Origin of the sequence: Pelomonas sp. SE-A7, assembly GCF_030345705.1 — a bacterium.
GTDB lineage: Bacteria > Pseudomonadota > Gammaproteobacteria > Burkholderiales > Burkholderiaceae_C > JAUASW01.
Window position 1 is genome coordinate 310,305 of the sequence record NZ_JAUASW010000002.1, and the last position, 25,084, is coordinate 335,388.

The 25,084-nt window shown below is 65.6% G+C and carries 24 protein-coding genes; 6 read left to right on the plus strand and 18 right to left on the minus strand.

From position 1 onward, the window contains the following. Positions 1 to 3: 3 nt before the first annotated feature. The 3 genes from QT382_RS15450 to QT382_RS15460 form a co-directional block, all read right to left on the minus strand. Complete coding sequence (locus QT382_RS15450) at positions 4 to 1,332, minus strand: MFS transporter (RefSeq protein ID WP_289254984.1); 1,329 nt, start codon at positions 1,330 to 1,332, stop codon at positions 4 to 6. Between the two features lie 284 nt (positions 1,333 to 1,616). Continuing rightward, a complete protein-coding gene (locus QT382_RS15455; protein ID WP_289254985.1) occupies positions 1,617 to 2,465 on the minus strand; it encodes a GNAT family N-acetyltransferase in 849 nt (282 codons plus the stop codon). Between the two features lie 2 nt (positions 2,466 to 2,467). Beyond that, a complete protein-coding gene (locus QT382_RS15460) occupies positions 2,468 to 4,099 on the minus strand; it encodes a gamma-glutamyltransferase family protein (RefSeq protein WP_289254986.1) in 1,632 nt (543 codons plus the stop codon). A 158-nt stretch (positions 4,100 to 4,257) separates the two neighbouring features. On the opposite strand from QT382_RS15460, the gene QT382_RS15465 reads away from it, so the two are divergent. Beyond that, positions 4,258 to 4,671: a hypothetical protein gene (locus QT382_RS15465; protein WP_289254987.1), complete on the plus strand. Its 414-nt coding sequence runs from the start codon at positions 4,258 to 4,260 to the stop codon at positions 4,669 to 4,671. A gap of 66 nt (positions 4,672 to 4,737) precedes the next feature. Here the strand turns inward: QT382_RS15465 and QT382_RS15470 are convergent, their stop codons facing one another. The 3 genes from QT382_RS15470 to bfr all read right to left on the minus strand — a co-directional run bounded on the left by QT382_RS15470 (position 4,738) and on the right by bfr (position 6,009). Next, positions 4,738 to 5,127, minus strand: a complete 390-nt coding sequence (locus tag QT382_RS15470; protein WP_289254988.1) for a VOC family protein — start codon at positions 5,125 to 5,127, stop codon at positions 4,738 to 4,740. A 62-nt stretch (positions 5,128 to 5,189) separates the two neighbouring features. Continuing rightward, positions 5,190 to 5,429 carry a (2Fe-2S)-binding protein gene (locus tag QT382_RS15475; protein WP_289254989.1) on the minus strand — a complete coding sequence of 80 codons (240 nt, stop codon included), beginning with the start codon at positions 5,427 to 5,429 and terminating at the stop codon, positions 5,190 to 5,192. A gap of 97 nt (positions 5,430 to 5,526) precedes the next feature. Next, on the minus strand, positions 5,527 to 6,009 hold the full coding sequence (gene bfr, locus QT382_RS15480) for a bacterioferritin (protein ID WP_289254990.1): 483 nt from the start codon (positions 6,007 to 6,009) through the stop codon (positions 5,527 to 5,529). Positions 6,010 to 6,168: 159 nt separating this feature from the next. Here bfr and QT382_RS15485 point away from each other — a divergent pair, with 159 nt between their 5' ends. Both QT382_RS15485 and QT382_RS15490 read left to right on the plus strand, forming a co-directional pair. Next, positions 6,169 to 7,605, plus strand: coding sequence for an aldehyde dehydrogenase family protein (locus QT382_RS15485; RefSeq protein WP_289254991.1), 1,437 nt, complete (start codon positions 6,169 to 6,171; stop codon positions 7,603 to 7,605). 144 nt (positions 7,606 to 7,749) lie between these two features. Continuing rightward, the gene (locus tag QT382_RS15490) at positions 7,750 to 8,802 is read left to right on the plus strand and encodes a choice-of-anchor A family protein (RefSeq protein ID WP_289254992.1); all 1,053 of its coding nucleotides are present in this window, start codon (positions 7,750 to 7,752) and stop codon (positions 8,800 to 8,802) included. Between the two features lie 8 nt (positions 8,803 to 8,810). Here QT382_RS15490 and sppA read toward each other — a convergent pair whose 3' ends face one another. The 4 genes from sppA to QT382_RS15510 are packed head-to-tail and all read right to left on the minus strand — an operon-like array spanning position 8,811 to position 11,850. Then, the gene (gene sppA, locus QT382_RS15495) at positions 8,811 to 9,818 is read right to left on the minus strand and encodes a signal peptide peptidase SppA (protein ID WP_289254993.1); all 1,008 of its coding nucleotides are present in this window, start codon (positions 9,816 to 9,818) and stop codon (positions 8,811 to 8,813) included. A gap of 28 nt (positions 9,819 to 9,846) precedes the next feature. Beyond that, a complete protein-coding gene (locus QT382_RS15500; RefSeq protein WP_289254994.1) occupies positions 9,847 to 10,236 on the minus strand; it encodes a Rieske (2Fe-2S) protein in 390 nt (129 codons plus the stop codon). Further along, positions 10,229 to 10,894: an HAD-IA family hydrolase gene (locus tag QT382_RS15505; protein WP_289254995.1), complete on the minus strand. Its 666-nt coding sequence runs from the start codon at positions 10,892 to 10,894 to the stop codon at positions 10,229 to 10,231. The genes QT382_RS15500 and QT382_RS15505 overlap by 8 nt, the downstream gene beginning before the upstream one ends. Continuing rightward, positions 10,891 to 11,850, minus strand: coding sequence for an RluA family pseudouridine synthase (locus tag QT382_RS15510; protein ID WP_289254996.1), 960 nt, complete (start codon positions 11,848 to 11,850; stop codon positions 10,891 to 10,893). Before QT382_RS15510 ends, QT382_RS15505 begins: the two co-directional genes overlap by 4 nt. A gap of 725 nt (positions 11,851 to 12,575) precedes the next feature. Here QT382_RS15510 and QT382_RS15515 point away from each other — a divergent pair. The 3 genes from QT382_RS15515 (at position 12,576) to QT382_RS15525 (ending at position 18,174) form a co-directional block, all read left to right on the plus strand. Next, positions 12,576 to 15,473: an Rne/Rng family ribonuclease gene (locus QT382_RS15515; protein WP_289254997.1), complete on the plus strand. Its 2,898-nt coding sequence runs from the start codon at positions 12,576 to 12,578 to the stop codon at positions 15,471 to 15,473. A 154-nt stretch (positions 15,474 to 15,627) separates the two neighbouring features. Continuing rightward, positions 15,628 to 17,133 (plus strand): POT-type proton-dependent oligopeptide transporter, encoded by a 1,506-nt coding sequence (locus QT382_RS15520; protein WP_289255472.1) that lies wholly within the window; start codon positions 15,628 to 15,630, stop codon positions 17,131 to 17,133. Positions 17,134 to 17,223: 90 nt separating this feature from the next. Next, the gene (locus QT382_RS15525; RefSeq protein WP_289254998.1) at positions 17,224 to 18,174 is read left to right on the plus strand and encodes a hypothetical protein; all 951 of its coding nucleotides are present in this window, start codon (positions 17,224 to 17,226) and stop codon (positions 18,172 to 18,174) included. A 34-nt stretch (positions 18,175 to 18,208) separates the two neighbouring features. Here the strand turns inward: QT382_RS15525 and acpS are convergent, their stop codons facing one another. Genes acpS through lepA form a run of 8 tightly spaced genes read right to left on the minus strand, consistent with a single transcriptional unit; the run spans position 18,209 to position 25,006 of the window. Then, positions 18,209 to 18,601: a holo-ACP synthase gene (gene acpS, locus QT382_RS15530; RefSeq protein ID WP_289254999.1), complete on the minus strand. Its 393-nt coding sequence runs from the start codon at positions 18,599 to 18,601 to the stop codon at positions 18,209 to 18,211. Beyond that, positions 18,598 to 19,380: a pyridoxine 5'-phosphate synthase gene (locus QT382_RS15535; RefSeq protein WP_289255000.1), complete on the minus strand. Its 783-nt coding sequence runs from the start codon at positions 19,378 to 19,380 to the stop codon at positions 18,598 to 18,600. The genes acpS and QT382_RS15535 overlap by 4 nt, the downstream gene beginning before the upstream one ends. 3 nt (positions 19,381 to 19,383) lie before the next feature. After that, positions 19,384 to 20,154 carry a DNA repair protein RecO gene (recO, locus tag QT382_RS15540; protein WP_289255001.1) on the minus strand — a complete coding sequence of 257 codons (771 nt, stop codon included), beginning with the start codon at positions 20,152 to 20,154 and terminating at the stop codon, positions 19,384 to 19,386. Next, positions 20,154 to 21,074: a GTPase Era gene (era, locus tag QT382_RS15545; protein WP_289255002.1), complete on the minus strand. Its 921-nt coding sequence runs from the start codon at positions 21,072 to 21,074 to the stop codon at positions 20,154 to 20,156. Before era ends, recO begins: the two co-directional genes overlap by 1 nt. A gap of 4 nt (positions 21,075 to 21,078) precedes the next feature. Next, on the minus strand, positions 21,079 to 21,792 hold the full coding sequence (rnc, locus tag QT382_RS15550; protein WP_289255003.1) for a ribonuclease III: 714 nt from the start codon (positions 21,790 to 21,792) through the stop codon (positions 21,079 to 21,081). An 11-nt stretch (positions 21,793 to 21,803) separates the two neighbouring features. Then, positions 21,804 to 22,169 (minus strand): DUF4845 domain-containing protein, encoded by a 366-nt coding sequence (locus QT382_RS15555; protein WP_289255004.1) that lies wholly within the window; start codon positions 22,167 to 22,169, stop codon positions 21,804 to 21,806. A 43-nt stretch (positions 22,170 to 22,212) separates the two neighbouring features. Then, positions 22,213 to 23,187, minus strand: coding sequence for a signal peptidase I (gene lepB, locus QT382_RS15560; RefSeq protein ID WP_289255005.1), 975 nt, complete (start codon positions 23,185 to 23,187; stop codon positions 22,213 to 22,215). A 10-nt stretch (positions 23,188 to 23,197) separates the two neighbouring features. Next, a complete protein-coding gene (gene lepA, locus QT382_RS15565) occupies positions 23,198 to 25,006 on the minus strand; it encodes a translation elongation factor 4 (RefSeq protein ID WP_289255006.1) in 1,809 nt (602 codons plus the stop codon). Positions 25,007 to 25,084: the final 78 nt, after the last annotated feature.

Genomic DNA, 25,084 nt, shown 5'->3' on the forward strand with positions numbered 1-25,084 from the left:
TCATCACTTGCTAGGAATCAGCTCAGGCTCGTGCGCCGTGCCCACCTTGGGCAACTCGCGCACACCGCGGATGGTGGGCACACGCCAGGCCACGAAGGCCAGCAGCAAGGCGCCGCAACCCGAGAACAGCAGGGCCGCGCGCAGGTCCACATGCTCGCCCAACCAGCCGCCAATCAGGGCACCGGGGCCGGCCGGTATCAGGATCAGCCAACGCATGGTGCTGGTCATGCGGCCCAGCAGCGGCGCGGGCGTCACGGCCTGGCGCAGCGACAGGAAGTTGATGAAGATGAGCACGGCGCCAATGCCGAAGGCGAACAGCATGAAGGCAAAAGCCGCGATGCCCATCGCATTAGCCGGCGCGAGCGCCAGCGTCAACCAGCCCAGGCCGCAGACGCCGAAGCCCAGCACCAGCGAAGGCCCGGGGCCTATGCGATGCGACAGGCGATGACCGAAAACGCTGGCCAGCACCGTGCCGGCCCCCAGGCCTATGTAGCTCAGGCCGACCTGCTGGGCGCTCAGACCCAGCACCCGCGTGGCGAACAGGATCTGCACCACCTGTGCACCGTTGTGGAACAGCTGCCAGCCGCCCACGGCGCAGGCCAGGCTGACCAGCAGGCGCTGCTGGCGCACGAAGCTCACGCCGGCCTTGAGGTCGCGCCAGAAGTCCGCGCCGCTGCACTTGGCCGCCAGTTGCTCCTCGACCTTGATGCCGCGCAGGATCAGGGCCGAGACCAGCACCAGCAGGGCATCGGCCGCCAGCGCCATGGGCGCGCCCAGCAACTTGATCAGCAGACCGGCCACGCCCGGACCCGCCACTTCGGCACCCGACGAAGCGAGTGCGTTCTTGGCATGAGCCTCGACCAGGCGCTCGCGCGGCACGACCTGGGTCAGCACGATCTGGGCCGCGCTGCCTGCCACGGTGTAGACGCAGCCGAGCACGAAGCCGACCGCGTAGAGCCAGCCCATGCTGAGCCAGCCCAGCCAGGCGGCCAGCGGCACGGTAGCCACGGTCACGGCCAGCAGGGTCTCGCCGGCCACATAGACCGGCAGCTTGCGCACCCGGTCCAGCCAGACGCCGCCCGGCAGCGAGAACAGCACGAAGGGCACGATCTCCATCGAGGTCAGCAGGCCCATCTGTGTTGGCGTGGCATTGAGCAGCACGGCCGCGGTCAGCGGCAGGGCCAACATCGTGATCTGGCCGCCGAGCGAGCTGATCAAGATCGAGGTCCAGAGGCGGTGGTAGACGCGGTCGCGCAGCAGGTCACCGCTGGGCAGCGTCAGCATCTTCATCAGGCGGTCGCGCCAGGCGAGCAGCCGGTTCTGCAGAAGCATTCGATTTCTCCATGGCGGCGGCCCAGCCGGACCCTCGTGAGGTCGCGATGCGGGCGGCGGCCCAGAAAGCAGAGTCTAAGGAAAAGGGGGAATTCGGTCGTCGCTCGCGCTCAAGGCGGCGAGGACGACAGGCCATGACGCGCGACGCTGAACCCGGACGGACGCGGGCCGGCCACGGCGGTAGCCGGGCATCGGTCGCGGTCGAGCAGCTTGGTCATGGCCTTGGGAGGAAGAAGTCGGGCGATGGTAGCAGCCGATCTGCACCCATGGCAAAAGGCACCGGCTCAGGCCGGGCGCTGATCGCGCGAGGGCCGGCGCTGTGCGCCCCAATGGCGGGACGCCCGCATGAAGCCGAGCGACTCGTAGATGCCTATGGCCACTTCATCCGGGTCGGCACACATCACCAGTTGCTCCAACCTCTGATGTTCAAAGCCGAAGCGGCAGGCGGCCTCGACCATGGCGGTGCAAAGGCCGCGGCGTCGCCAGTTCGGATGGGTGGTCACATGCTGGAAGCGGCCCAGCCCACCGTCCCTGAACAGGCCGCAGTCGGCCACCAGCTCGTCGGCCCTGCGCACGCCCAGCCATTTGCCAAGCCCGGCCGACTGCATGGCGGCATAGCGATCCATCTGGCGCTCTCGATGCCGGCGGTAGCCCGCCGGTTCGAAACCCATCGCGTCGGCCGCGTTGCTGGCGCAATGCAGATCGACGACCGAGCGCCGCTGGGCGGCATCCTGCAGGTCGATCACGCTGAACTCATAGCCCTGAGGCAGCTCGCGGCGCCCGCCCAGCAATTGCATGGGCAACAGCCTCAAGGTCACGGTTTCGAAGATCTCGAAGCCGGCGCGCTGCCAGCTCAGCAACGGCTCATGCGCCTGCGTGGCGTCGAAACCAATGGCGACATGGCCGGACTCGCGGGTATGGCAGCCGATCTCCTCGTCGAAGCGCGCCAGCCAGTGAGCCAGTCCGTCGTCGCGCGGCGGTGCCGGCAGGATCAGGCAGTTGCCCCAGTAGAAGAGCGGGTTGTCGGGCGTGCGCACGACGACGCAGTCGCCGCGCTCCTCGACCAGGCCGCCGAAGCGGGCAAAGATCAGGTCGGTGCGCCAACCCAGAGACAGGCGTTGCTGCAAATCCATGTTCAGAACCCGACGGCCGCGCCATCCCGGCGTGGATCACTGGCGGCCACATAGCCCTCGACCGCCGGTTCGCCAAGACGCCAGATGAACTGGCCGGCCCCCAGGTCCAGCGACGGCTCATGCATGTCGCCGATCTGGTGACCCAGAGCACGCAGCCCTTGGACTGTGGCCGCTGGCATCTCTGGCTCCACATCTATGGACAGGCCCTCGTTGAAGCGCCAGCGAGGCGCATCGCAGGCGGCCTGCGGATGCTGGTGGAAGTCCAGCATGCGGACCAGGGTCTGCAGATGGCCCTGCGGCTGCATATGGCCGCCCATCACGCCGAAGCTCATCTGCGCCTGGCCGTCGCGCATCAGCATTGCCGGGATGATGGTGTGGAAGGGCTTCTTGCCCGGCGCCACGCAATTAGGATGGGCCGGGTCCAGCGAGAAGCCATGGCCGCGGTTCTGTAGCGAAACGCCGTAGCCGGGCAGCACCAGGCCCGAGCCGAAGCCCATGAAGTTGCTCTGGATGAAGCTGACCATCATGCCGCTCTCGTCGGCAGCGCTGAGATAGATGGTGCCGCCGCGCACCGGGTTGCCATGGCCGAAGTCCTGGGCCTTGCGCGGGTCGATCAGTGATGCCCGCTCGGCGAGGTAGGCCGGATCCAGCAACTCGGCCGCTGTCAGTTCCATGGCTAGTGGGTCGGCCACGAAGCGGTAGGTATCGGCAAAGGCCAGCTTCATCGCCTCGATCTGCAGGTGCTGGGCCACGACGCTGTCTGCCCCCAGGCCGCGCAGATCATGGTGCTTCAATAGGCCCAGCGCGATCAGCGCCGCGATGCCCTGCCCACTGGGCGGCAACTCATGCAGCTGATGGCCGGCGTAGGCCTGCGAAATCGTGTCCACCCATTGCGGCTGGTGGGCCGCCAGATCGGCGGCTGTCAGCTGGCCGCCGGTGGCCTTGGAGAAGGCCGCCAGCGCGGCGGCGATTTCACCCCGATAGAAGGCTTCGCCACGCGTTTCTGCGATCAGCTTCAGGCTGCGCGCCGCACCTGGCATGCAGAAGCGCTCGCCCACGGCCGGTGACCGACCATGCGGGAGAAAGGTTTCAGCAAAGCCTGGCTGGCCCACCAGTTCTCCAATGCCAGCAGCCAGCTGCCACTTGCGCTGCACGATCACGGGCACCGCATAGCCACGCTCGGCAATCTCGATGGCAGGTTGCATCAAGTCACCGAAAGGCAGCTTGCCGTAGCGCTCGCTCAGCGCGACCCAGCTGCTCACGGCGCCTGGCACGGTGACGCTGCTCCAGCCACGCTTGGGCGGCGCCTTTGCTGCATCTCCGAACTGCGCGCGCGTCCAGGCCGCTGGCGCGACACCTGCAGCATCCAGACCCTGGAGGCGCTGGCCGTCCCAGACGATGGCGAAGGCATCGGAGCCCAGGCCGTTGCTGCAAGGCTCCAGCACCGTCATGCAGGCCGCGGCAGCCACGGCTGCATCGACGGCATTGCCTCCGCTTGCCAGCATGCGCAAGCCCGCCTGGGCCGCCAGCGGATGCGAGGTCGCCACCACATTGCGCGCGAACAGCGGCGAGCGGCGGCTGGCGTAACCGCTCTTCCAATCGAATCCCTGCATGACCTGGGTGGGCGTTGTCATCGCTGCTGTCCGTACCTGCTCAAGATGTGCTGCGCCGCGATTCTGCTTCGGATGGAAAGCCCGGTGTAACGCATTGCAACGCTGCTCGCCCAGGGTCAACTCTTGCATGGGAGGCCTCGTTGTCTGCTTACCCTTTCACAACCGACGGAGAAATCCTGATGAATGCTCTGAAGACCGCTCTGATTCCTGCCCTGCTGGCTTTCACCGGTCACCTGGCCATGGCGCAGACTGCTAACACCGCAACGACTGCCCCCAAGACCGGAACGCCGCCTGCCACGACTGCGGCCACGAGCACCACTCCGGCACCCGCTGCAACGCCTGCGGCCACGCAGACGCCGGCCGCTACTGCAGCGGCCACCGCCACCACGACTCCGGCCGCAATGCCGGCCGTGACCAAACCCGCCACGCCTGCCGTCGCTACCACCACCGCGGCAGCTCCGGCCACGGAAGCCAAGCCGGCCGCCGCAGCCAAGCACGCTGCCAAGCATGCGAAGGCTCACAAGGCTGAAGCCAAGGTCGAGGCCAAGCCGGCCATGACCGCGACTCCGGCCCCGGCTGCGACTACCAAGTAAGCAGGCCCCTCCCAACAAGCTCCGCGCCGTCGCAAGACGCGCGGAGCTTGTCGTTTATGGCGCCCGTTAGCGCCGCTCCTCCATCAAGCCCACCAGGTTGTCGTCCGGGTCACGCACGAAGGCCATCCACAACTCGTGGTCCGGCATGCGGGCGATCAGATGCGGCGGCGAGTCGGTCTTGGCACCCCGGGTCACCAGGGCCGCAAAGCTCGTCTCCAAAGAGGCGGTCCGAAAGTACAGGACCGAGTTCTCGCCTACCGCGCCTGCGCCCTGCGGCGTGCTGAGCATCAGCCTCACGCCACCGGCCTGCAGGAAGGCCAGATTGGGTCCGGCACTGAACAGGAACTGCAGCCCCAGCACGTCGCGGTAGAAGCCCAGGGCCCGGCCCACGTCACTCACCGTGATCGCGATTTGCCCGATTTCGCCCAGGGCTGGCGTTGGGTTGCTGTCGTCCATGGCGCCATGCTGCGCCACGACCCATTGCTTGGGTCAGCGGGAAAACGCAGGGGAGACTGAGATCAGGCAGGCTGCAGCGCGATCACGCGCTTGCCCACATGGCCGGGCTCGGCCATGCAATGGGCCGCATCGTGGCAGCGGGCCACGGCGGCATCGAATTCCTCACGGGCACAGTCCAGGCAGCTGCCGCAGGCCGACGCCACCGAGGTCTCGTCCTGCAGCAACTCGAAGTTGCGCACGCCGGCCGACACCGCATGGCGGATGTCGCGGTCGGAGACGCGGTGGCAGAGGCAGACGATCATGGCGGGCAGCTGGACGATCAGGAATGGCCCATAGTCTAACGCAAATGCGAACCCTTCTCAATTCGTTTTGCATTGCCCCGCCGCCGGGCCGATCCAGTCAGCTGCCGGCTTCCTCGCCCACTTGGCTCTGCAGCCAGTTCTGCTCACCCAGTTGCGCCACCAAGCCGATCTGGGTTTCCAAGTGGTCGATGTGGCCCTCGGTGTCGTCGAGGATGCGGGTCAGGATGTCCCGCGAGACGTAGTCGCGCACCGCCTCGCAATGGGCGATCCCATCCTTGAGCGTGGTCAGCGAGCCGGTTTCGATGCGGAGATCGCATTCCAGCGTCTCGACCGCCGTCTCGCCGATGTAGAGCTTGCCGAGGTCCTGCAGATTGGGCAGGCCTTCGAGTTGCAGGACCCGCTCGATCAGCTTGTCCGCGTGCTTCATTTCCTCGATGGACTCCTCGTACTCATGCTTGGCAAGCCGGTTCAGGCCCCAGTTCTTCAGCATGCGGGCATGCAGGAAATACTGGTTGATCGCGGTCAGTTCGTTCTTCAGCTGGGCATTCAGATACTCCAGCACCTTGGCATCGCCTTGCATCTTGTTCTCCTTGGACTTGCAGTCGGAAAAGGGCTGGGCGATTGTGCTTCGATTCATTGGCAGGCCGGCCTAAAAGCCGCGCTGATCCGGCTGGGATACGACGCGTTCTCAGCCTGCCTTGGAATTAGATATATTTGCAATATTCCAAAGAGACAAACCATGCAGACCTACGCCAACTACATCGCCGGCCAATGGCTGGTCGGCCCCAGCCAGCGCCCCAATGTCAACCCGTCGGACACCGGCGATGTGTTGGGCCTCTATACCCAAGCCGATTCGGAACAAGCCGAGCAGGCCATTGCGGCCGCGCATGTTGCTGCGCCGGCCTGGGGACTGAGCAGCCCGCAGGTGCGGGCCGATGCGCTAGATCGCATCGGTAGCGAGATCCTGGCCCGCAAGGAAGAGCTGGGGGAGTTGCTGGCCCGCGAGGAAGGCAAGACCCGGCCCGAGGCCGTGGGCGAAGCAGCGCGCGCCGGAGCCATCTTCAAGTTCTTCGCCCAGGAGGCCCTGCGACTGCGCGGCGACAAGCTCGCCTCGGTCCGGCCTGGCATTGAAGTCGAGGTGACCCGCGAACCGCTGGGCGTGGTCGGCCTGATCACCCCCTGGAACTTCCCCATCGCCATCCCGGCCTGGAAGATTGCGCCGGCCCTGGCCTTCGGCAATGCCGTGGTGCTCAAGCCGGCCGAGCTGGTGCCGGGCTCGGCCTGGGCTCTGGCCGAAATCATTTCGCGGGCCGGACTGCCTGACGGCGTCTTCAACCTGGCGATGGGGCCGGGCTCTGTGGTCGGCCAGGCCCTGCTGAACGACCGCCGCGTGAACGGCCTCAGCTTCACCGGCTCGCAAGCCACGGGCCAGCGCGTCGCCATGGCGGCCGTGCAGCGCGGCGCCAAGTTCCAGTTGGAGATGGGAGGCAAGAACCCGCTGCTGGTGCTGGCCGATGCCGACATCGAGGCCGCGGTGAACTGCGCCGTGCAAGGTGGCTTCTATTCGACCGGCCAGCGCTGCACGGCCTCAAGCCGCGTCATCGTGGAGCGGGCCGTGTATGCCCGCTTCGCCGAGCGCATGGCCGAAGTGACCCAGGCCCTGCGTGTAGGCCACGCCCTCAGGCCCGAGACCCAGATCGGCCCGGTCGTCGATGCCAGCCAGCTGCAGCAGGACCTGGACTACATCCGTTTGGCAAAAGAAGAAGGTGCTCGCTTGCTGGCGGGTGGCCAGACGCTAACGTTGGATTGGCCCGGCCACTACCTGGCGCCGGCCCTGTTCGGCGACTGCGACAACGCCATGCGCCATTGCCAGGAGGAAATCTTCGGACCGGTGGTGAGCCTGATCCCCTGCGAAAACTACGAGCATGGGCTGGCCCTGGCCAACGACACACCCTTCGGCCTGTCCAGCGGCATCTGCACCGGCTCGTTGAAACATGCCCATCACTTCAAGCGCCATTCTCAGGCCGGCATGGTGATGGTCAATTGCCCGACGGCCGGCGTGGACTACCACGCGCCCTTCGGCGGCCGCAAGGCTTCGAGCATGGGCGCACGCGAGCAGGGCAGCTATGCGGCCGAGTTCTTCACCAGCGTGAAGACCAGCTATCTGCAGGCCTGAGTCGGACCCGCGATTCGTGCACAAGCTCACGACCTGAGCCGGGCACACCCGAACCCGGGGGCAGCCGCGAACAGCCCCTCTTCCTAGAATCCGCTCGCCGCAACGACTTGCGGTTAATAACGAATTGGATGAGGGGTAGAGGGAATGTCCACAAGTCAATCCAGACTGGGTGCCGCCACGCTGCGCGCCATCTGCACTGCGGCAATGCTGGCGATCGCCGGTGTTGCCCATGCCGGCCCGGTGATCAACCTGGGCGCTGCCGGCGACTACAGCGGCTTCTTCTTCGGCAACCTCACCGCGCACTCTGATATCGAAGGCCGCCTGGCAGTGCGCGGCAACCTGTCGCTCAACAGCATTTCGGTCGGCTACCGCAATCCGTCGCCCCATGGCGCCTCGGGCAGCCAGGACCCCAGCCTGGTGGTCGGCGGCAACATCAAGATCGGCGGCGGCGCCATCTACAACGGGCCCAGCAATCCCGCCGTCGATAGCAACGCCGGCATGGGTCCGACGGGCGCATCCTGGCTCACACAGGCCGGCGGCGTCGTGCAAGGCACCGGCGTCTACGGCGGCAACGACCTCGGCTCGGCCGGCTATCTGAGCCTCAGCAAGGGTGACCAGGCCTCCATCCAGCAGATGTTCACCGACACCGCGGCGCTGCTGCAGGGCCTGTCGGCCGACCTCGGCGCCCTGGCCAGTACCGGCACGGTCACGCGCGGCTGGGACCTGCTGCTGCGCGGCGGCAGTGCAGGCACCGGCGCAGGCCTGCAGGTCTTCAACATTGCCGACAACAACATCAAGCCCTTCACGCTGGATGCCGCGAGCTTCGATGCCGACGACTACATCATCATCAACCTGACGGCCGGCGGCACGCTGAAGTTTGGCTTCGACTGGCAAGGCAGCCAGCTGTCGCGCTATGCCGACCGGCTGATCTTCAATGTGCTGAACGCCGACAAGGTCGAGCTGCACTCCGGCTTCGGCACCCTGCTGGCCCGCCAGGCCGATATCGTCGCGGCGAGCTCGGGCCACTGGGAAGGCTCGGTCATCGCCAACAACATGCTGTCGACGCTGGAGATCGGCTACGAACCCTTGCGCGAGCAAGAGCCACCGGCACGCGTGCCCGAGCCGCAAGGCCTGGCCCTCGTCGCAGCCGCTCTTGGCGCACTGGCCCTGGCCATGCGCCGCCGCTTGCAGCGCTGATTACGCGATCAGCGCAGTTGCGCTGTCGCGCGCAGGGCCTTGACGGCGCCCTCGCCCATGGCCGCGCCGAAGCGCTTGGCCACACGTTCGGCGAGGTTGTCGCGCGGCGTGTAGTCGATCACCTCCTCGGCCTTGACCACCTCGCGCGCCACGTAGTCGAGGCTGCCGAGATCGTCGGCCAGGCCCAGCTTCACGGCCTGCTCGCCACTCCAGAACAGGCCGGAGAAGATCTCCGGCGTTTCCTTCAGGCGCTTGCCGCGGCCCTCGCGCACAACAGCGATGAACTGCTGATGGATCTGGTCCAGCATGGCCTGCGCATAGCCGCGCTGCTCGCTCGACAGCGGGGTGTACGGATCCAGCATGCCCTTGTTGCGGCCGGCGGTCAGCAGGCGCCGCTCGACGCCCAGCTTGTCCATCAAGCCTGTGAAACCGAAGCCGTCCATCAACACACCGATGGAACCGACCACAGAGGCCTTGTCCACATAGATTTCGTCGGCCGCCGCCGCGATGTAGTAGGCGCCCGAGGCGCAGATTTCCTCGACCACGGCGTAGACCTTCTTGTTGTGCAAGGCCTTGAGCCGCTGGATCTCGTCGTAGACGATGCCGGCCTGCACCGGGCTGCCACCCGGCGAGTTGATGCGCAGCACGACGGCCTTGGCGCCCTCGTCTTCGAAGGCATTCTTCAGCGCCGACAGCATCAGCTCGGCGCTGGCCTCGGTATCGACGGCAATTTCGCCCCGCAGCTCGATCAGCGCCGTATGCGGCGTGTTCGGCGCCTGGCCGTGATGGCGCTGCGAGAAGAACAAGACCCAGGCCAGGAAGACAAAGAACGCCAACCAGATCAGGCGGAAGAAGACCCGCCAGCGCCTTTCGCTGCGCCGGTCCGCGAGGTAGCTGGCGGCGAACTGCACCAGCAGCTGCTCATAGCCGCCGGCCTGCGAACTTGCAGGCGTGGGCGCGGGTGGCACGACCGCCGGCTGCGGATCGGGAAGGGGCGGAGGCAGGTCGTCGTTCATGGCTAGCTACGCTACGTCGTCTTTTTCGTCAATCTTCAAAGGCCGGCTTGGTGTCGCGGGAAGGATACCAATACACCCTGCCCTCGCTCTCGCTGACCTCCAGCTTGGTCAGGCCCATGCGGCCGCACATGCCGGTGACGCAGCGACCGGTCAAGGGGTCGTACACGGCGCCATGGATGGAGCACATGATGTATTGCTTGTCGGCATCGAGGAATTCACCTTCCTGCCAGTCCATCTCGGTCGGCACATGGGCACAGCGGTTCAGGTAGGCCACGACCTTGCCCTCGAATCGCAGCGCGAAGGCACGGGCCGGCTGGCTGTACTGCAGCACGTCGAAGCTGTGGGCGCGGCCCCGCTCCTCCAGCTCGTCGGAGCCGCAAAGAGGCAGGCCCTGTCGGTCTTGTTGTTCGTCAGGCATGGTCCAGCAGCCAGCGCTGCAGTTCGGGAATGGAGTGGCAAATATGCAGCGGACCGAATTCCTCCAGGTCCGCGGGGTCATGGGCACCATAGCCCACGCCCAGGCTGGCCGTCCCCGCATTGATGGCGAGCTGCAGGTCATGGCTGGTGTCGCCGATCATCAAGGTGCGCTCGGGTTCGGCGCCGAACTCCCGCATCAACTGCAGCAGCATGGTCGGGTCCGGCTTGCCGGCGGTTTCGTCGGCGGTGCGGCTGCCGTCGAACAGGCCTTGCAGGTCGGGAGTCTTCAGCAGCCGGTCCAGGCCCTTGCGGCTCTTGCCGGTGGCGACGGCCAGCCAATGGTGGCGCGCCTTGAGATGGCGGAGCATGTCCAGCGCTCCCTCGAACAGGCTCAGCTGATCCTCGGCCGCGAAGAAATGGCGGCGGAAGGCCTGGCCCAGCTCGGGATAGCGCTCCCGCGGCAAGGTCGGCATCGCGTGGGCCAAGGCTTGGTAGAGGTCGAGACCGATCACGTAGCTGGCCTGCTCGTCCGTAGGCACCGGCAGGCCGAGGTCGGCGGCGGCCGACTGGATGCACTTGCCGATCAAGGCCGTCGAGTCGTACAGCGTGCCATCCCAATCGAACACGATCAGGTCGAAGCGCTGCGGGCGGCCGCTCATGGCGTCACCGCCTGGACGAGCGCAGCGCAATCGGCCGGCAGGTCGGCCAGCAGCTCCATGGTCTCGCCGCTGGCCGGATGGGTAAATTGCAAGCGCTTGGCATGCAGGAACATGCGATCGAATTTCAACGGGCCGCGGGCCATGGCCTTGTTCGCCACGAAATCGCCGTACTTGGGATCGCCGACGATGGGGTGGCCGGCATGGGCCAGGTGCACGCGGATCTGATGGGTGCGGCCGGTCTTGATGGTCACGTCCAGCAGGCTGTAGCCCTGGAGCTTCCGGGCCACGCGCACCAGGCTGATGGATCGCTTGGCCTGTTCGGCCCCCTGGTCGTGCGAGCTGGTCACCGCCCTAACCCAGCGCTCGCCATCGCTGCCGACGAACTTCAGGAGCGGTACATCGATCACCTTCTTGTTCTCGGCCCAGTCGCCTATCACCAGGGCGGCATAGGTCTTGCCGGTCTCGCGCTCGCGGAACTGGTCTTGAAGGGAGGTCAGCGCACTGCGCTTCTTGGCGATCAGCAAGAGGCCCGAGGTTTCCTTGTCGAGCCGGTGCACCAGTTCCAGGAACTTGGCCGTCGGCCGCGCCTGCCGCAGTTGCTCGATCACGCCAAAGCTCACGCCCGAGCCGCCATGGACGGCGACGCCGGCCGGCTTGTTGACCGCGATCAGGTGCTCGTCCTCGAACACGATGGGGAACTCCCGCGCCGGCACCGCCGGGGCTGCCGCTTTTTCAGGCACCCGCACCGGAGGCACGCGGACCTCGTCGCCCAGTTCCAGCCGCGTGTCGGCCTGGGCCCGGCCCTTGTTCACCCGCACCTCGCCGGCCCTTATCACGCGGTAGACATGGGTTTTGGGCACGCCCTTGAGCTCGCGCAGCAGGAAGTTGTCCAGCCGTTGGCCGGCCGAGCCCTCGTCGACCGTCACCCGGCGGACCTGGGGTTTCTCCGTAGCCAACTCAGGCTTGGCAGCTTGTGGCCGGGCCGGCTTCTCAGCGGCGGGCCGCTGGGCTTTAGCCCGTATAATCTTCGTCACCACAAGTCCGCTCTAAGTGTTTGATTTTTCAGATTTTACCCGTGCAAGACACGCGGAAATGCTGAAAGCGGACGGTGGCGACAGGGTGGGAACGCGAGTTCCGGCCCGGTCGACAACCCGGTGATGCAGGGTGCAATCGTGGCGAGCGGGCCTGTTCCCCAAGTGATCAGGCGGCCTGCGGCGCTGCACCCCAAGCGCAAGTAGAGAAAGAGACGAGCCCTGTCGTCCCTGCCCTTTCGCAGGAACGCCAGCAGACAAAGGTTTTTTGAGTCACCAGGCCGGTCCAGCCTTCAGAGTTCGACCGCCTGGTGGCAGCGTCCCACAGTCCGCGCCATGAGCACGATTCCCCCCACCCCCCACCGCCTTTGTGCGCGACCCCGGCTTGAAGCCGGCGTCGCCCTCGGCCGTGGCCGGGCCGCAGCGCCAGGAGCGCTGCGTCAATGGGAGCTTGCCATCGCACCGCCTGAGGCCACGCACGCGCCAACGCTGCACTGCTGACCGACAAGATCGGCTCCAGCACCAGTCCAGGGCGATTCCTTCCTCGGCTCCTCCAAAGCGCATGCATCTGACAGTCGCCCTGGCCGCATGGCCAGGCGACGGCATGCTGCGCGCCTCGCAACCAAGAAGAGGCGCGCGAGGAGTGATGTATGAAGCGAATGTTGATCAACGCGACGCAGCAGGAAGAGCGGCGTCTTGCCATCGTTGACGGCCAGAAGCTGCTGGACTTCGAGACCGAGATCGAAGGCCGCGAGCAGCGCAAGGGCAATATCTACAAGGCGGTAGTGACCCGCGTCGAGCCCTCGCTCGAAGCCTGTTTCGTCGACTACGGCGAAGACCGCCACGGCTTCCTGCCGTTCAAGGAAATCGCCCGCCAGTACTTCCGCGAAGGCGTGGATGTGCGCAGCGCGCGCATCCAGGACGCGATCAAGGAAGGCCAGGAACTGCTGGTCCAGGTCGAGAAGGAAGAGCGTGGCAACAAGGGCGCCGCCCTGACCACCTTCGTCTCGCTGGCTGGCCGCTATCTGGTGCTGATGCCCAACAACCCGCGTGGCGGTGGCGTCTCGCGCCGCATCGAGGGCGAGGACCGCGAAGAACTGAAGGAAAACCTCGACCAGCTCGAGTACCCCAAGGGAATGAGTCTGATCGCCCGCACTGCCGGCATCGGCCGCTCGGCTGCCGAGCTGCAGTGGGACCTGAACTACATGCTCAAGCTCTGGAGCGCGATCGATGACGCGTCCAAGGGCGGCAAGGGTGCCTACCTGATCTATCAGGAGTCGTCGCTGGTGATACGCGCGATCCGCGACTACTTCACCGCCGACATCGGCGAAATCCTGATCGATACCGACGACCTGTTCGAACAGGCCCACCAGTTCATGAACCACGTGATGCCCGACCAGGGCCATCGCGTGAAGCGCTACCGCGACGACGCGCCGCTGTTCAGCCGCTTCCAGATCGAACACCAGATCGAAACCGCCTTCAGCCGCACGGTCAACCTGCCCTCGGGCGGCGCCATCGTGATCGACCACACCGAGGCCCTGGTCTCGGTCGACGTCAACTCGGCCCGCGCCACCCGTGGCGGCGACATCGAGGAAACCGCCACCCGCACCAATCTGGAAGCCGCCGATGAAATCGCGCGCCAGATGCGCCTGCGCGACCTGGGCGGCCTGATCGTCGTCGACTTCATCGACATGGAAGAGTCGAAGAACCGTCGCGAAGTCGAACAGCGCCTGCGCGATGCACTGCGCCAGGACCGCGCCCGCGTGCAGTTCGCCTCGATCAGCAAGTTCGGCCTGCTCGAACTGAGCCGCCAGCGCCTGCGCCCGGCGCTGAGCGAAGGCAACCACATCACCTGCCCACGCTGCAACGGCACCGGCCACATCCGCGACACCGAATCCTCGGCGCTGCAGATCCTGCGCATGGTCCAGGAAGAAGCGATGAAGGACAACACCGCCGCCGTGCACGTGCAAGTGCCGGTGGAAGTGACCTCCTTCCTGCTGAACGAGAAGCGCACCGAGATCACCAAGATCGAGCTGAAGCAGCGTGTCACCGTGCTGCTGGTGCCGAATAAGCATCTCGAGACGCCCAACTACAAGCTGGAGCGCCTGCGCCACGACGATCCGCGCCTGGAGAACCTGCAGGCCAGCTACACCATGATCGACGAGCCGCAGGAAGAGGTGGGCATCACCCGCCGCGGCGCCGACGACAAGGGCAAGAGCAAGCAGGAGCCGGTGATCAAAGGCATCCTGCCCGAGCAGCCCGCTCCCATCGCCCCGCCCAAGCCCGAGCCGGTCGCCAAGGCAGCTCCGGTGGCTGCACCAGTGGCGGCCCCGGCCGTCAGCGGCGGCTTCATGGGCTGGCTGAAGAAGATCTTCGGCAGCGAGCCCGAGGCCGCCCCGGCCCCGGCTCCGGTCGAGGCCAAGCCGGCCGAGCGCAAGGAAGGTGGCAAGCGCGGTGAAGGCCGTGGCGACGGTCGCCGTGGCGGCCGTGGTGATCGTTCCGAGCGCGGCGAGCGTGGCGAACGAGGCGAGCAGCAGCGCGGTGGCGAACAGCGCCGTGGTGGCCGCAACGAAGCCAAGGAAGCCGGGCGTGGTGAAGGCCAGCGCGGCGACCAGCGTCGCCGTGGCGATGCCAACAAGCCCGAAGGCCAGGAGAACCAGCAGCCGCGCGCCGAGCGCAACGAGCAGCAACCGCGTGCCGAGCGCGGTGAGCGCAGCGAGCGTGGCGAAGGCCGTCGCCAGCGTGGCGAGCGGACCGAGCGTGCGGTCGAGGCGGCTCAGGCCGAACTCGCAGCCAAGCCCGAGGCCCTGACCGAAAACCCGGCGTTCGCCGACACCCAGCCTGACGGCATCGAAGCCGCTGCCACCGAGGCCAGCAGCGATGAACGCCAGGGCCGCCGCCGCCGCCGCCGTGGTGGCCGTGGTGAGCGTGGCCAGGAAGGCACGGAAGCTCAGCAGCCGGTGGCCGAAGGCGATCAGGCAGCAGCACCCGAGGCCGCCGAAGAAGCCGTCGCCCAAGGCGCCGAAGGCGAAGGCCAGGACGAGGCTCGTAGCGAAGAAGGCCGTGAAGGTGGCCGTCGCCGTCGCAGCCGTGACCGCTATCGCCGCGAGCGCCGCGAGGACGGCCAGGCCGAGGGTACGCCCGCCGAAGAAGGCGGTCAGGCCCAGCTGGCCCTGGACGCCCCGGCTCCGGAGACCGACCTGCCCGAGTCGCCCGCTCCCGAGGCGCCCCCGCCGTACGCACCGCCTCCGGCTGCTCCGGCGCCGGCACCGGTGGTCGCCGCCGTGGCTCCGCCGCCGGCCGTCGAGCGCTTCGAGCTGCCGCTGGCTTCGCTGCACTCCATCGCCGAGGCCGCCGGCCTGCAGTGGGTGAATTCCGATGCCGACAAGATCCGCGAAGTCCAGGCCGCCATCGCCGCCGAGCCCAAGCCGGTCCATGTGCCGCGCGAGCGTCCGCCGGCCGTGGTGATCGACGAAGGCCCGCTGGTCCTGGTCGAGACCCGCAAGGACCTCAGCCAGATCAAGCTGCCGTTCGAGGTCCAGGGCTGAAACTGAGTCCGTTTCTGCCCTGACAATACGCACGCCGCCGGGCCACCGCCCGGCGGCGTTTCTTCTTGACCGCCACAAGCATCATTACGACGGAGAGAGACAAGCCGTGACCATCGCCCTAGACCCCGGCAGCAAGGCCGCAGCAGCGCCCAAGATGCCGCCGCAGATCCCCTACATCATCGGCAACGAAGGATGCGAGCGCTTCAGCTTCTACGGCATGCGCAACATCCTGACGGTGTTCCTGATGACCAGCCTCTTGCTGTCCATTCCGGAACCGCTGCGCAAGGGCGAGGCCAAGGATGTGTTCCACACCTTTGTCATCGGCGTCTACTTCTTCCCGCTGCTGGGCGGCTGGATCGCCGACCGCTTCTTCGGCAAGTACAACACCATCTTCTGGCTCAGCCTGCTTTACTGCTGCGGCCATGCCTGCCTGGCGGTCTTCGAGAACAACCTGCGAGGCTTCTACTTCGGCCTGTTCCTGATCGCCCTGGGCTCGGGCGGCATCAAGCCGCTGGTCAGCAGCTTCGTCGGCGACCAGTTCGACCAGAGCAACCGGTCGCTGGCCCAGAAGGTCTTCGACGGCTTCTACTGGATCATCAACTTCGGCTCCTTCTTCGCCTCGCTGCTGATGCCGCTGTTCCTGAAGAACTTCGGTGCCAGCGTCGCCTTCGGCATCCCTGGCGTCTTCATGTTCATCGCGACGATGATCTTCTGGGCCGGCCGCAAGAAGTACATCCACGTGAAGCCAACGGCCCATGAGGACCCGAACAGCTTCCTGAAGGTGGTGCGTACTGCGCTGGGCCAAGGCGCCCGAGGTCAGGCGCTGGCCCTGTCGGGCATGCTGCTGGCCGTTGTCGGGCTGTTTGCGTACAAGGACATCGGCATCGTCGCCGCCCTGTGCTCGGCCTTGGTGCTGGTGATGGGCTTCGGCGGCATCGGCGCCTGGGTCGAACTGCATCGCGCCGTGCCCAAGCATGGCGAGGCCGCGGTCGAAGCCGTGCGCACCGTGCTGCGCCTCCTGGTGCTGTTCGCGCTGGTGACGCCGTTCTGGTCGCTGTTCGACCAGAAGGCCTCGACCTGGATCCTGCAGGCCGACCAGATGAACAAGCCCGAGTGGTTCCAGTCCTCGATGATGCAGGCGCTGAATCCGGCCCTGGTCATGATCCTGATCCCGTTCAACAACATGGTGCTCTACCCGCTGCTGAACAGCCTGGGCCTGAAGGTGACCGCGCTGCGCCGCATGGGCGCCGGCATCGCCTTCTCGGGCCTGGCCTGGATCGTCGTCGGTGGCATGCAGCTGTGGATCGATGACGGCCACGCCGTGACCATCCTCTGGCAGATCCTGCCCTATGCGCTGCTGACCTTCGGCGAGGTGCTGGTCTCGGCCACCGGCCTGGAGTTCGCCTACAGCCAGGCACCGCTGGCCATGAAGGGCGTCATCACCAGCTTCTGGAACCTGTCGGTCACCATTGGCAACCTCTGGGTGCTGCTGGCCAACAGCAGCGTCAAGGGCGAGGGTGTGACCAACTACATCAAGAGCACCGGCACCAGCGTGACCGCCTTCCAGATGTTCTTCTTCGCCGGCTTTGCGCTGGTGGCGGCGGCCCTGTTCGGCCTCTATGCGCGCCGCTATCCGCTGCAGGACAACTACCGCAAGTAGCCCTGTTTCGCGCCCTATGATGCGCCCGGGTCGCCGCAACGCACGGCACCCGGGCGTTTTTGCATTCACATCCAATCAGGGGGAAAACCAATGAACCACCGTGTCCTGTCACGCCTGCTGCTTTGCGGCCTGCTTGCGACCGGCCTGCCGGCCTTGGCCGCCACGGCCGCACCCGCTGCCGAGAAGGCCATCGAGTTCCATGTGCTGCCGCTGCCCAATTCGCAGCAACAGCTCGACCAGCAGATGCGCATTGAGATGCGCATGAAGATCACGCCCAAGGCCGATGCCACGGACGCTGAGCGGGAAAAGATCGCCACGACGATGGCTGCCATGCCCTCGCCGATGGTGATGAGCACGCGCAGCAGCCAGCGCATCACCACCAGCACCGCCGACAAGCAGGGCCGCATCAAGGTCAGCTCCGAAATCCAGATGGGTGCCACCGAGATCCAGGCCGGCGAGAAGGGTGAGATCCGGCGCATGCCCGCCCAGGTCGGCAAGATGGGCTTCAGCGCGGTGCTGAACAACGGCCGTTATGAGCAGATCCAGTTCGGCCCTGAAATGAGCAAGGCCCTGCCGCCCGAGCAGGCCGAAGCCCTGTTCAGCAAGCTGTTCAACGCCATGGGCCAACTGGAAGGCGCCAAGCTCAAGGTCGGTGAGTTCATCGACGTGCCCTTCCCGCTCGACCTGCCCATCCCGGGCGCCCCGGCCAATGCCATGAATGGCAAGGTGTTCGGCCGCTACACGCTGACCAAGGTCGACAAGGGCGTGGCCGAGTTCGACGTGCAGATGCAGGTCAATATGCAGTTCGAAGCGCCCGCTGCAGCGGCCAGCGCTGCCAGCGCGCCCGTTATGCCCGGCTTCACGAGCCAGGGCAGCGGCGGTGGCAAGTTCAAGCTGCGCCTGGCCGACCGCCTCCAGCTGTCCAGCGCCATGGACTTGGACATGCAGATGCAGGTTCGCATGCCCGACGGCAACCTGATGGACATGTCCATGAAGATGGACATGCAGGTGCAGGGCCGCAGCCTGGCCAAGGCTCGCTGAAGCAACAGACTGCCGAGCCGGCCGGTCGGGCTCCTCAGCGGGTCTCGACCACCACGAAGGCAGCGGCGTACTCGCTCTCGTCGCTGACCGTCACATGAGCCTTCAGGCCCCTGGCCTCGAACCAGGAAGCCAGCTCGCCGTGCAGGCGGATCTCGGGCTTGCCGCTGGCGGCCTTGACGACCTCGCAGGCCCGCCAGGTCATGGGCATGCGCATGCCCATGCCTATGGCCTTGGAGAAGGCCTCTTTGGCCGAGAAGCGCGTGGCCAGATAGGCCACCCCTCGAGCTTCCACCTTGGCGCGGCGCTCGCGGAACACCGCCAGCTCATGCGGGCCCAGCACCTTCTCGGCAAAGCGCTCGCCGCGCCGCTCCAGCGTGTCGCGGATGCGGCGGATGTCGCAGATGTCGGTGCCGATGCCGTAGATCACAAGATGTAGGCCCTTTGGATGCTGCGTTGGTATTCGCGCACCGTCTCGGCATAGCCCAGCTCAAGCGCGTCGGCAACCAAGGCGTGGCCGATGGAAACCTCCTGCACGCCAGGCACCTCCTGCAGGAAACGGGTCAGGTTCTCGCGGTTGAGGTCGTGTCCGGCGTTGATGCCCAGACCCTGAGCAAGGGCCGCCCGAGCCGTGGCAGCAAAGCCGGCCACCACTTCGGCCTCGCGGGGGGTGCCGAAGGTGCTGGCGTAGGTTTCGGTGTAGAGCTCGATGCGTTCTGCACCCAGTGCTGCGACATGGACCATGGCCTCAGGCAGCGGATCCATGAACAGGCTGACGCGCACGCCCAGCTGCTTGCACTCGGCGATCAGCGGACGCAGGCGGTCCATGTCGGCCGGCAGGTTCCAGCCATGGTCCGAGGTGAACTGGTCTTCGGAATCGGGCACGAAGGTGACCTGGTGCGGACGGATCTCGCGCACGAAATCCATCAGGTTCTGGGTCGGATTGCCCTCGATGTTGTACTCGGCGTGGGGCCAGGCCTTGAGCAGCTCGGCCAGCTCGTTCACATCGCTGGAGCGGATGTGGCGGGCATCAGGACGCGGATGGACAGTTATGCCCTGGGCGCCGGCCAGCAGGCAAGCCTCGGCCGCCTTCAGCACGCTGGGAATGCCCAGGTGGCGGGTATTGCGCAGCAGCGCCACCTTGTTGACGTTGACCGACAGGGCGCAGCGCCCGCCCTGGGCGCCATCCGGCATCACGAGTGGATTCATGGTTCAGTCGAGCAGTTTCTGGACGTCCAGCATCACCTGGCGGGTGCGCAGCGGCCGGTGCCCCAGATGATAGAGAAGCAGCCCACGCAGCACCGTCTTCAATGCTGCCTGGTCGTTCATGCAAGCCTGCTGCAGCGCGCCGGCACTGCCGTGCAAGAGCGCGGCCTGGAGCTGGACCAGGCTGGCGCCAAGCAGCAGGGCTGAATCGTCGCTAGCGGCTATCACGCCTGACTCCGGCGACAAGGCATAGCGGCGTTCCGCCTCAAGCGGCTGCTGAGTCAGCGTCGCGACGCTCAGGTCGGGCAGCAGGCCGAGCTCCGACAGCATTCGAAGTTCGAAGGCGCGCAAGGCTGCCTGCGATTGAGCATCCTCGCTCGCATGCAGCTCGGGCAATGTCGCTGCATAGGCATCGAACAGTCGGGGATGCGGATCCTGGCGAGCCAGCAGCTTGAGCAGAAGCTCGTTCAGGTAGTAGCCGCTGAACAGGGCCGCACCGGCAGGCAAGGTATTCCCACCAGCCCACTCGGCCGTGCGCAGCGTTAGCACTTCGGGGGCGCCCTCCTCGGCCGTCTTGCCCGGCTTGGACAGGCCGACCTGGATGCGCTGGAACGGCAGCAGCACGGCACGCAGCTGAGAATACGGCCGCTTGGCCCCCTTGGCAACGACGGCCAGGCGACCCTGCTCTCGGGTGAACAGGTCCAGGATCAGGCTAGACTCGCTCCAGTCGTAGTGGTGCAGGACGAAGGCAGGCTGAACGGCTGGAACCCTGCGCATCACTCGTAGCCGTAGCTGCGCAGGTGCTCCTCGCTGTCCGCCCAGCCGGAGCGCACCTTGACCCACAGCTCCAGGAACACGCGGCCATCCATCAGATGTTCCAGCTCCTGGCGGGCCTCGGAACCAATGCGCTTGAGCACCTCGCCGCCCTGTCCGATGACCATGCCCTTGTGAGCATCGCGCTCGACCACGATGGAAGCCGAGATGCGACGCAGCTCGCCCTCGTCTTCCCACTTGTCAATGACCACGGTAGACGTGTACGGCAATTCGTCACCGGTCAGTCGGAACAGCTTCTCGCGGATGATCTCGCTGGCCAGGAACTTCTCGCTGCGATCGGTCAGCGCATCCTCGTCGTAGAACCAGCCCTGCTCGGGCAGGTAGGGCTTGAGGATCTTGAACAGGCGCTGCACGTCGGCCGCCTTCTTGGCCGAGATCGGTACGAACTCGGCAAAGTTGCGGCGCTCGGCCATGCTCTTGAGCCAGGGCGCCAGCTCGGCGCGGCGATGCACGGCATCCAGCTTGTTGGCAATCAGCACCACCGGCTTGTCCTCGGGCAGCAGCGACAAAACCTTGGCGTCGTCCAGCCCGAAACGCCCGGCCTCGACGACGAACAGCACGAGGTCCACGTCGCCCATCACGCCATGGACGGTGCGGTTGAGATTGCGGTTCAGCGCCGCGTTGTGCTTGGTCTGGAAGCCCGGCGTGTCGACAAAGACAAACTGCGCCTCCTCGACCGTGCGCACGCCGGTGATGCGGTGGCGGGTGGTCTGGGCCTTGGCCGAGGTGATGCTGACCTTCTGGCCGACCAGGGCATTGAGCAGGGTCGACTTGCCGACATTGGGTCGGCCGACGATGGCAATGAGACCGCAGCGCTGCGAGTTTTCGGAAGGGGCAGCGGCGGGAGGAGTGATGTCGGTCATGGTGTCAGTCGCGCGGGCCGGATCCAGGCCGGTCGCGGGCAATCAGTTCGTCAAGCATACGCCGGGCGGCGTCTTGTTCGGCAACCCTACGGGATCGGCCTTCGCCGCGGTGGCTCAGCGCCAACGCCGGCACAGCGCATTCGACCTCGAAGATCTGGTTGTGGGCTTGGCCGCGGGTTTCCGCAATGCGGTAGCTGGGTACGGCCAGCTTGCGGGCCTGCAGCCATTCTTGCAGGGCGGTCTTGGCATCCTTGCCGAAATTGGCACCGGCACTGATGCTGTTCTGGATCTGATCGCCGAACAGCATACGGACCATCCCGCGCGCGGCCTCGTAGCCACCATCAACGAAGCACGCGCCGATGACAGCTTCCAGCGCGTCGGCCAGGATGGAGGGTCGCTGAGCACCACCGCCACGGGCTTCGCCCTCTGACATGCGCAGAACAATCGGCAGGCCAAGGCCTAGGGCGAGTTTGTACAGGCTGTCCTCGCGCACCAGGTGGGCGCGAATGCGGGTCAGATCGCCTTCATCCGAATTGCCGAAGTGCTCGAACAGCAGGCTGGAGACCGCCAGGCTCAGGACTGCGTCACCGAGAAATTCAAGTCGTTCGTTGTGATCTGCCCCAAAGCTCCGATGCGTCAATGCGCGCTGCAGCAGGCCCGGTTCAGCGAAGCGGTGACCGAGGCGTTTTTGCAGGGCATCCAGCGCAGCGGAACTCATGGACGAAGGCTTCAGCGCGAGCGGCCTTCGTACTTGAGCAGCAGGAAAGCCGGACCGAACAGGTCGATCTCGCGGTTGTACGCGAAGCTGATGCGGACCTTCTCGTTTTCCTTGGTGATTTCCAGGTCGGCACCACTGATGCTCTGAATCGAATACTCCACCTGCTTGATGCGATCAAATTCGGCACGTGCTGCCGGCACGGTGGCCGGATTGCCAGAGGCGATCTTGTCCACGGCCTTCTGGATCGTGTAGTACTCCATCACCGTAGGAACGACCTTGGCGGTGATCACCCCAGCACAGGCCAGGAAGATGCCCCAGAACAGCAGGCCGACCAGGCTGATGCCTCGCTGACGACGACCGTATTGACGCTGCAGCATCGAAGGGGTTCCTTTCAGGTGCTTGGATAGCAACGGCACGGCTTCAGTGGAAGCTGCCAATGCGCTTGAGATTACCGAAATTCATCCAGACGAAGAAGGCTTTGCCGACGATGTTCTCATCGGGCACGAATCCCCAGTAGCGTGAATCGCGCGAATTGTCACGGTTGTCGCCCAGCATGTAGTAATAGCCGGCCGGCACCTTGCAGGTCACACCTTCGAAGCTGTACTTGCAGTTGTCCTGGAACGGGAAAGGACCGTCGCGGCGATCGGGATGGAAGACCGAGCTGCGCTGCGGATTGACCAGCACGTCGTGCGTCTTGTCGCCGAAGGTCTCCGCGAAGTGCTGGCGGTAGACCATGCTGTCTTCGTCGTAGTAGTCGGGCTTGCTCTCGACCGGGACCGGCTGGCCATTGATGTACAGGCGCTGGTTCAGGTAGCTGACCTCGTCGCCGGGAATCGCAGCCACACGCTTGATGTAGTCGACGCTGGGATCCTCCGGAAAGCGGAACACCATCACGTCGCCACGCTGCACCTCATGGTTGGAGATGATCTTCTTGTTGATCACCGGCAGGCGGATGCCGTAGTGGAACTTGTTCACCAGGATCAGGTCGCCAACCAGCAGCGTGGGAACCATGGAGCCCGAGGGGATCTTGAACGGCTCGACCAGGAAGGAGCGCAGCAGGAACACCATCAGGATCACCGGGAACAGGCCGGCGGTCCAGTCCAGCCACCAGGGTTGGCGCAGGATGGCCTGGCGCGCTCCCTCGATGTCGCCGTCCACGCGCTGGATGCCTTGCGCCGCCAGCGACTCACGTCGCTGTGCGTCACTGGCCAGCAGGGTGTTGGCTGCCTTCTCGCGGACCGGCTTGAAATGGAAGCGCTCGGCCAGCCAGTACAGGCCTGTCACCGAGGTCAATAGCAGCAGCAGCAGGGCGAAATTGGCGGTCCACTGGCCGGCCAGCCAGCCTCCCACGTAGACGATCAGAGCGCCGTAGAGAAGTCCGGTCAGTGCAGTCATCGTTGGGCTATCAATCTTCCACTTGGAGGATGGCCAGAAAGGCCTCTTGCGGCACCTCGACGGAGCCGATCTGCTTCATCCGCTTCTTGCCGGCCTTCTGCTTTTCGAGCAGCTTGCGCTTGCGCGTGATGTCGCCGCCGTAGCATTTTGCCAGCACGTTCTTGCGCAAGGCCTTGATGTTCTCGCGCGAGATGATGTTGGCGCCGATGGCGGCCTGGATGGCCACGTCGTACATCTGGCGCGGGATGATCTCACGCATCTTGGCCGCCACCTGGCGACCGCGGTACTGGCTCTGCGAGCGGTGGACGATGATGGACAGGGCGTCGATGCGGTCGCCGTTGATCAGCATGTCGACTTTGACCACGTCCGAAGCGCGGTACTCCTTGAACTCGTAGTCCATGGAGGCATAGCCACGCGAAACACTCTTCAGCTTGTCGAAGAAGTCCAGCACGATCTCGGCCAGCGGGATCTCGTAAGTCAGCATGACCTGGCGCCCGTGGTAGGCCATGTTCATCTGCACGCCGCGCTTCTGGTTGGCCAGCGTCATCACTGGGCCCACATAGTCCTGCGGCATGTAGAGGTGAACCGTGACGATGGGTTCGCGGATCTCGGCAATCTTGCTCTGCTCCGGCATCTTCGAGGGGTTCTCCACCTCAAAGACCTCGCCGTCGCCGGCCACGACCTCGTAGACCACACTGGGCGCGGTCGTGATCAAGTCCTGATCAAACTCCCGTTCCAGCCGCTCCTGCACGATTTCCATGTGCAGCAGACCCAGGAAGCCACAGCGGAAGCCGAAGCCCAGCGCCTGCGAAACCTCGGGCTCGAAACGCAGCGAGCTGTCGTTCAGCTTGAGCTTCTCCAGCGCGTCGCGAAGCTGGTCGTACTCGCTGGCCTCGGTCGGATACAAGCCGGCGAAGACTTGCGGCTGGATTTCCTTGAAGCCGGGCAGCGCCGATTCGGCCGGGCCCAGGTTGTTCGGAAGCTTCTTTTCCAGCGTGATGGTGTCACCGACCTTGGCGGCCGCCAGTTCCTTGATGCCGGCGATGATGAAGCCCACCTCGCCCGCATTCAGCTGCTCGCGCGACTCGGACTTGGGAGTGAACACGCCCAGGTTGTCGGCCGGATAGACGGCGTCGGTTGCCATCATGCGGATGCGCTCGCCCTTCTTGAGCGTGCCGTCGACCACGCGCACCAGCATCACCACGCCCACATAGGCGTCGTACCAGGAGTCGATGATCATTGCGCGCAACGGTGCCTCGACCTCGCCCTTGGGCGGCGGCATGCGGGCGATCACGGCCTCGAGGATCTCGTCGATGCCCATGCCGGTCTTGGCGCTGCAGGGGATGGCGTCGTCGGCGTCAATGCCGATCACATCCTCGATCTCGGCCTTGGCGTTGTCCGGATCTGCATTGGGCAGGTCCATCTTGTTCAGCACCGGCACCACTTCGACGCCCAGGTCCAAGGCGGTGTAGCAATTCGCGACAGTCTGGGCTTCGACGCCTTGGCTTGAGTCCACCACCAGCAGCGCACCTTCGCACGCCGACAGCGAGCGCGAAACTTCATAGGAGAAGTCCACATGCCCGGGCGTGTCGATCAGGTTCAGGTTGTAGACCTGGCCGTCCCTTGCCTTGTATTGCAGCGCCGCCGTCTGCGCCTTGATGGTGATGCCGCGCTCGCGCTCGATGTCCATCGAGTCCAGCACCTGCGCCTCCATTTCCCGATCCGAGAGGCCGCCGCAGCGCTGGATGATCCGGTCCGCCAGCGTGCTCTTGCCGTGGTCGATGTGGGCGATGATGGAGAAATTGCGGATGTGGTTCATGCTGGATCACGCATCGCCTGCGGCGCGTTCAAGGCTTCAATTCGGTTGCCGAAGCACTCGTTTTCGAGGCGCTGGGAG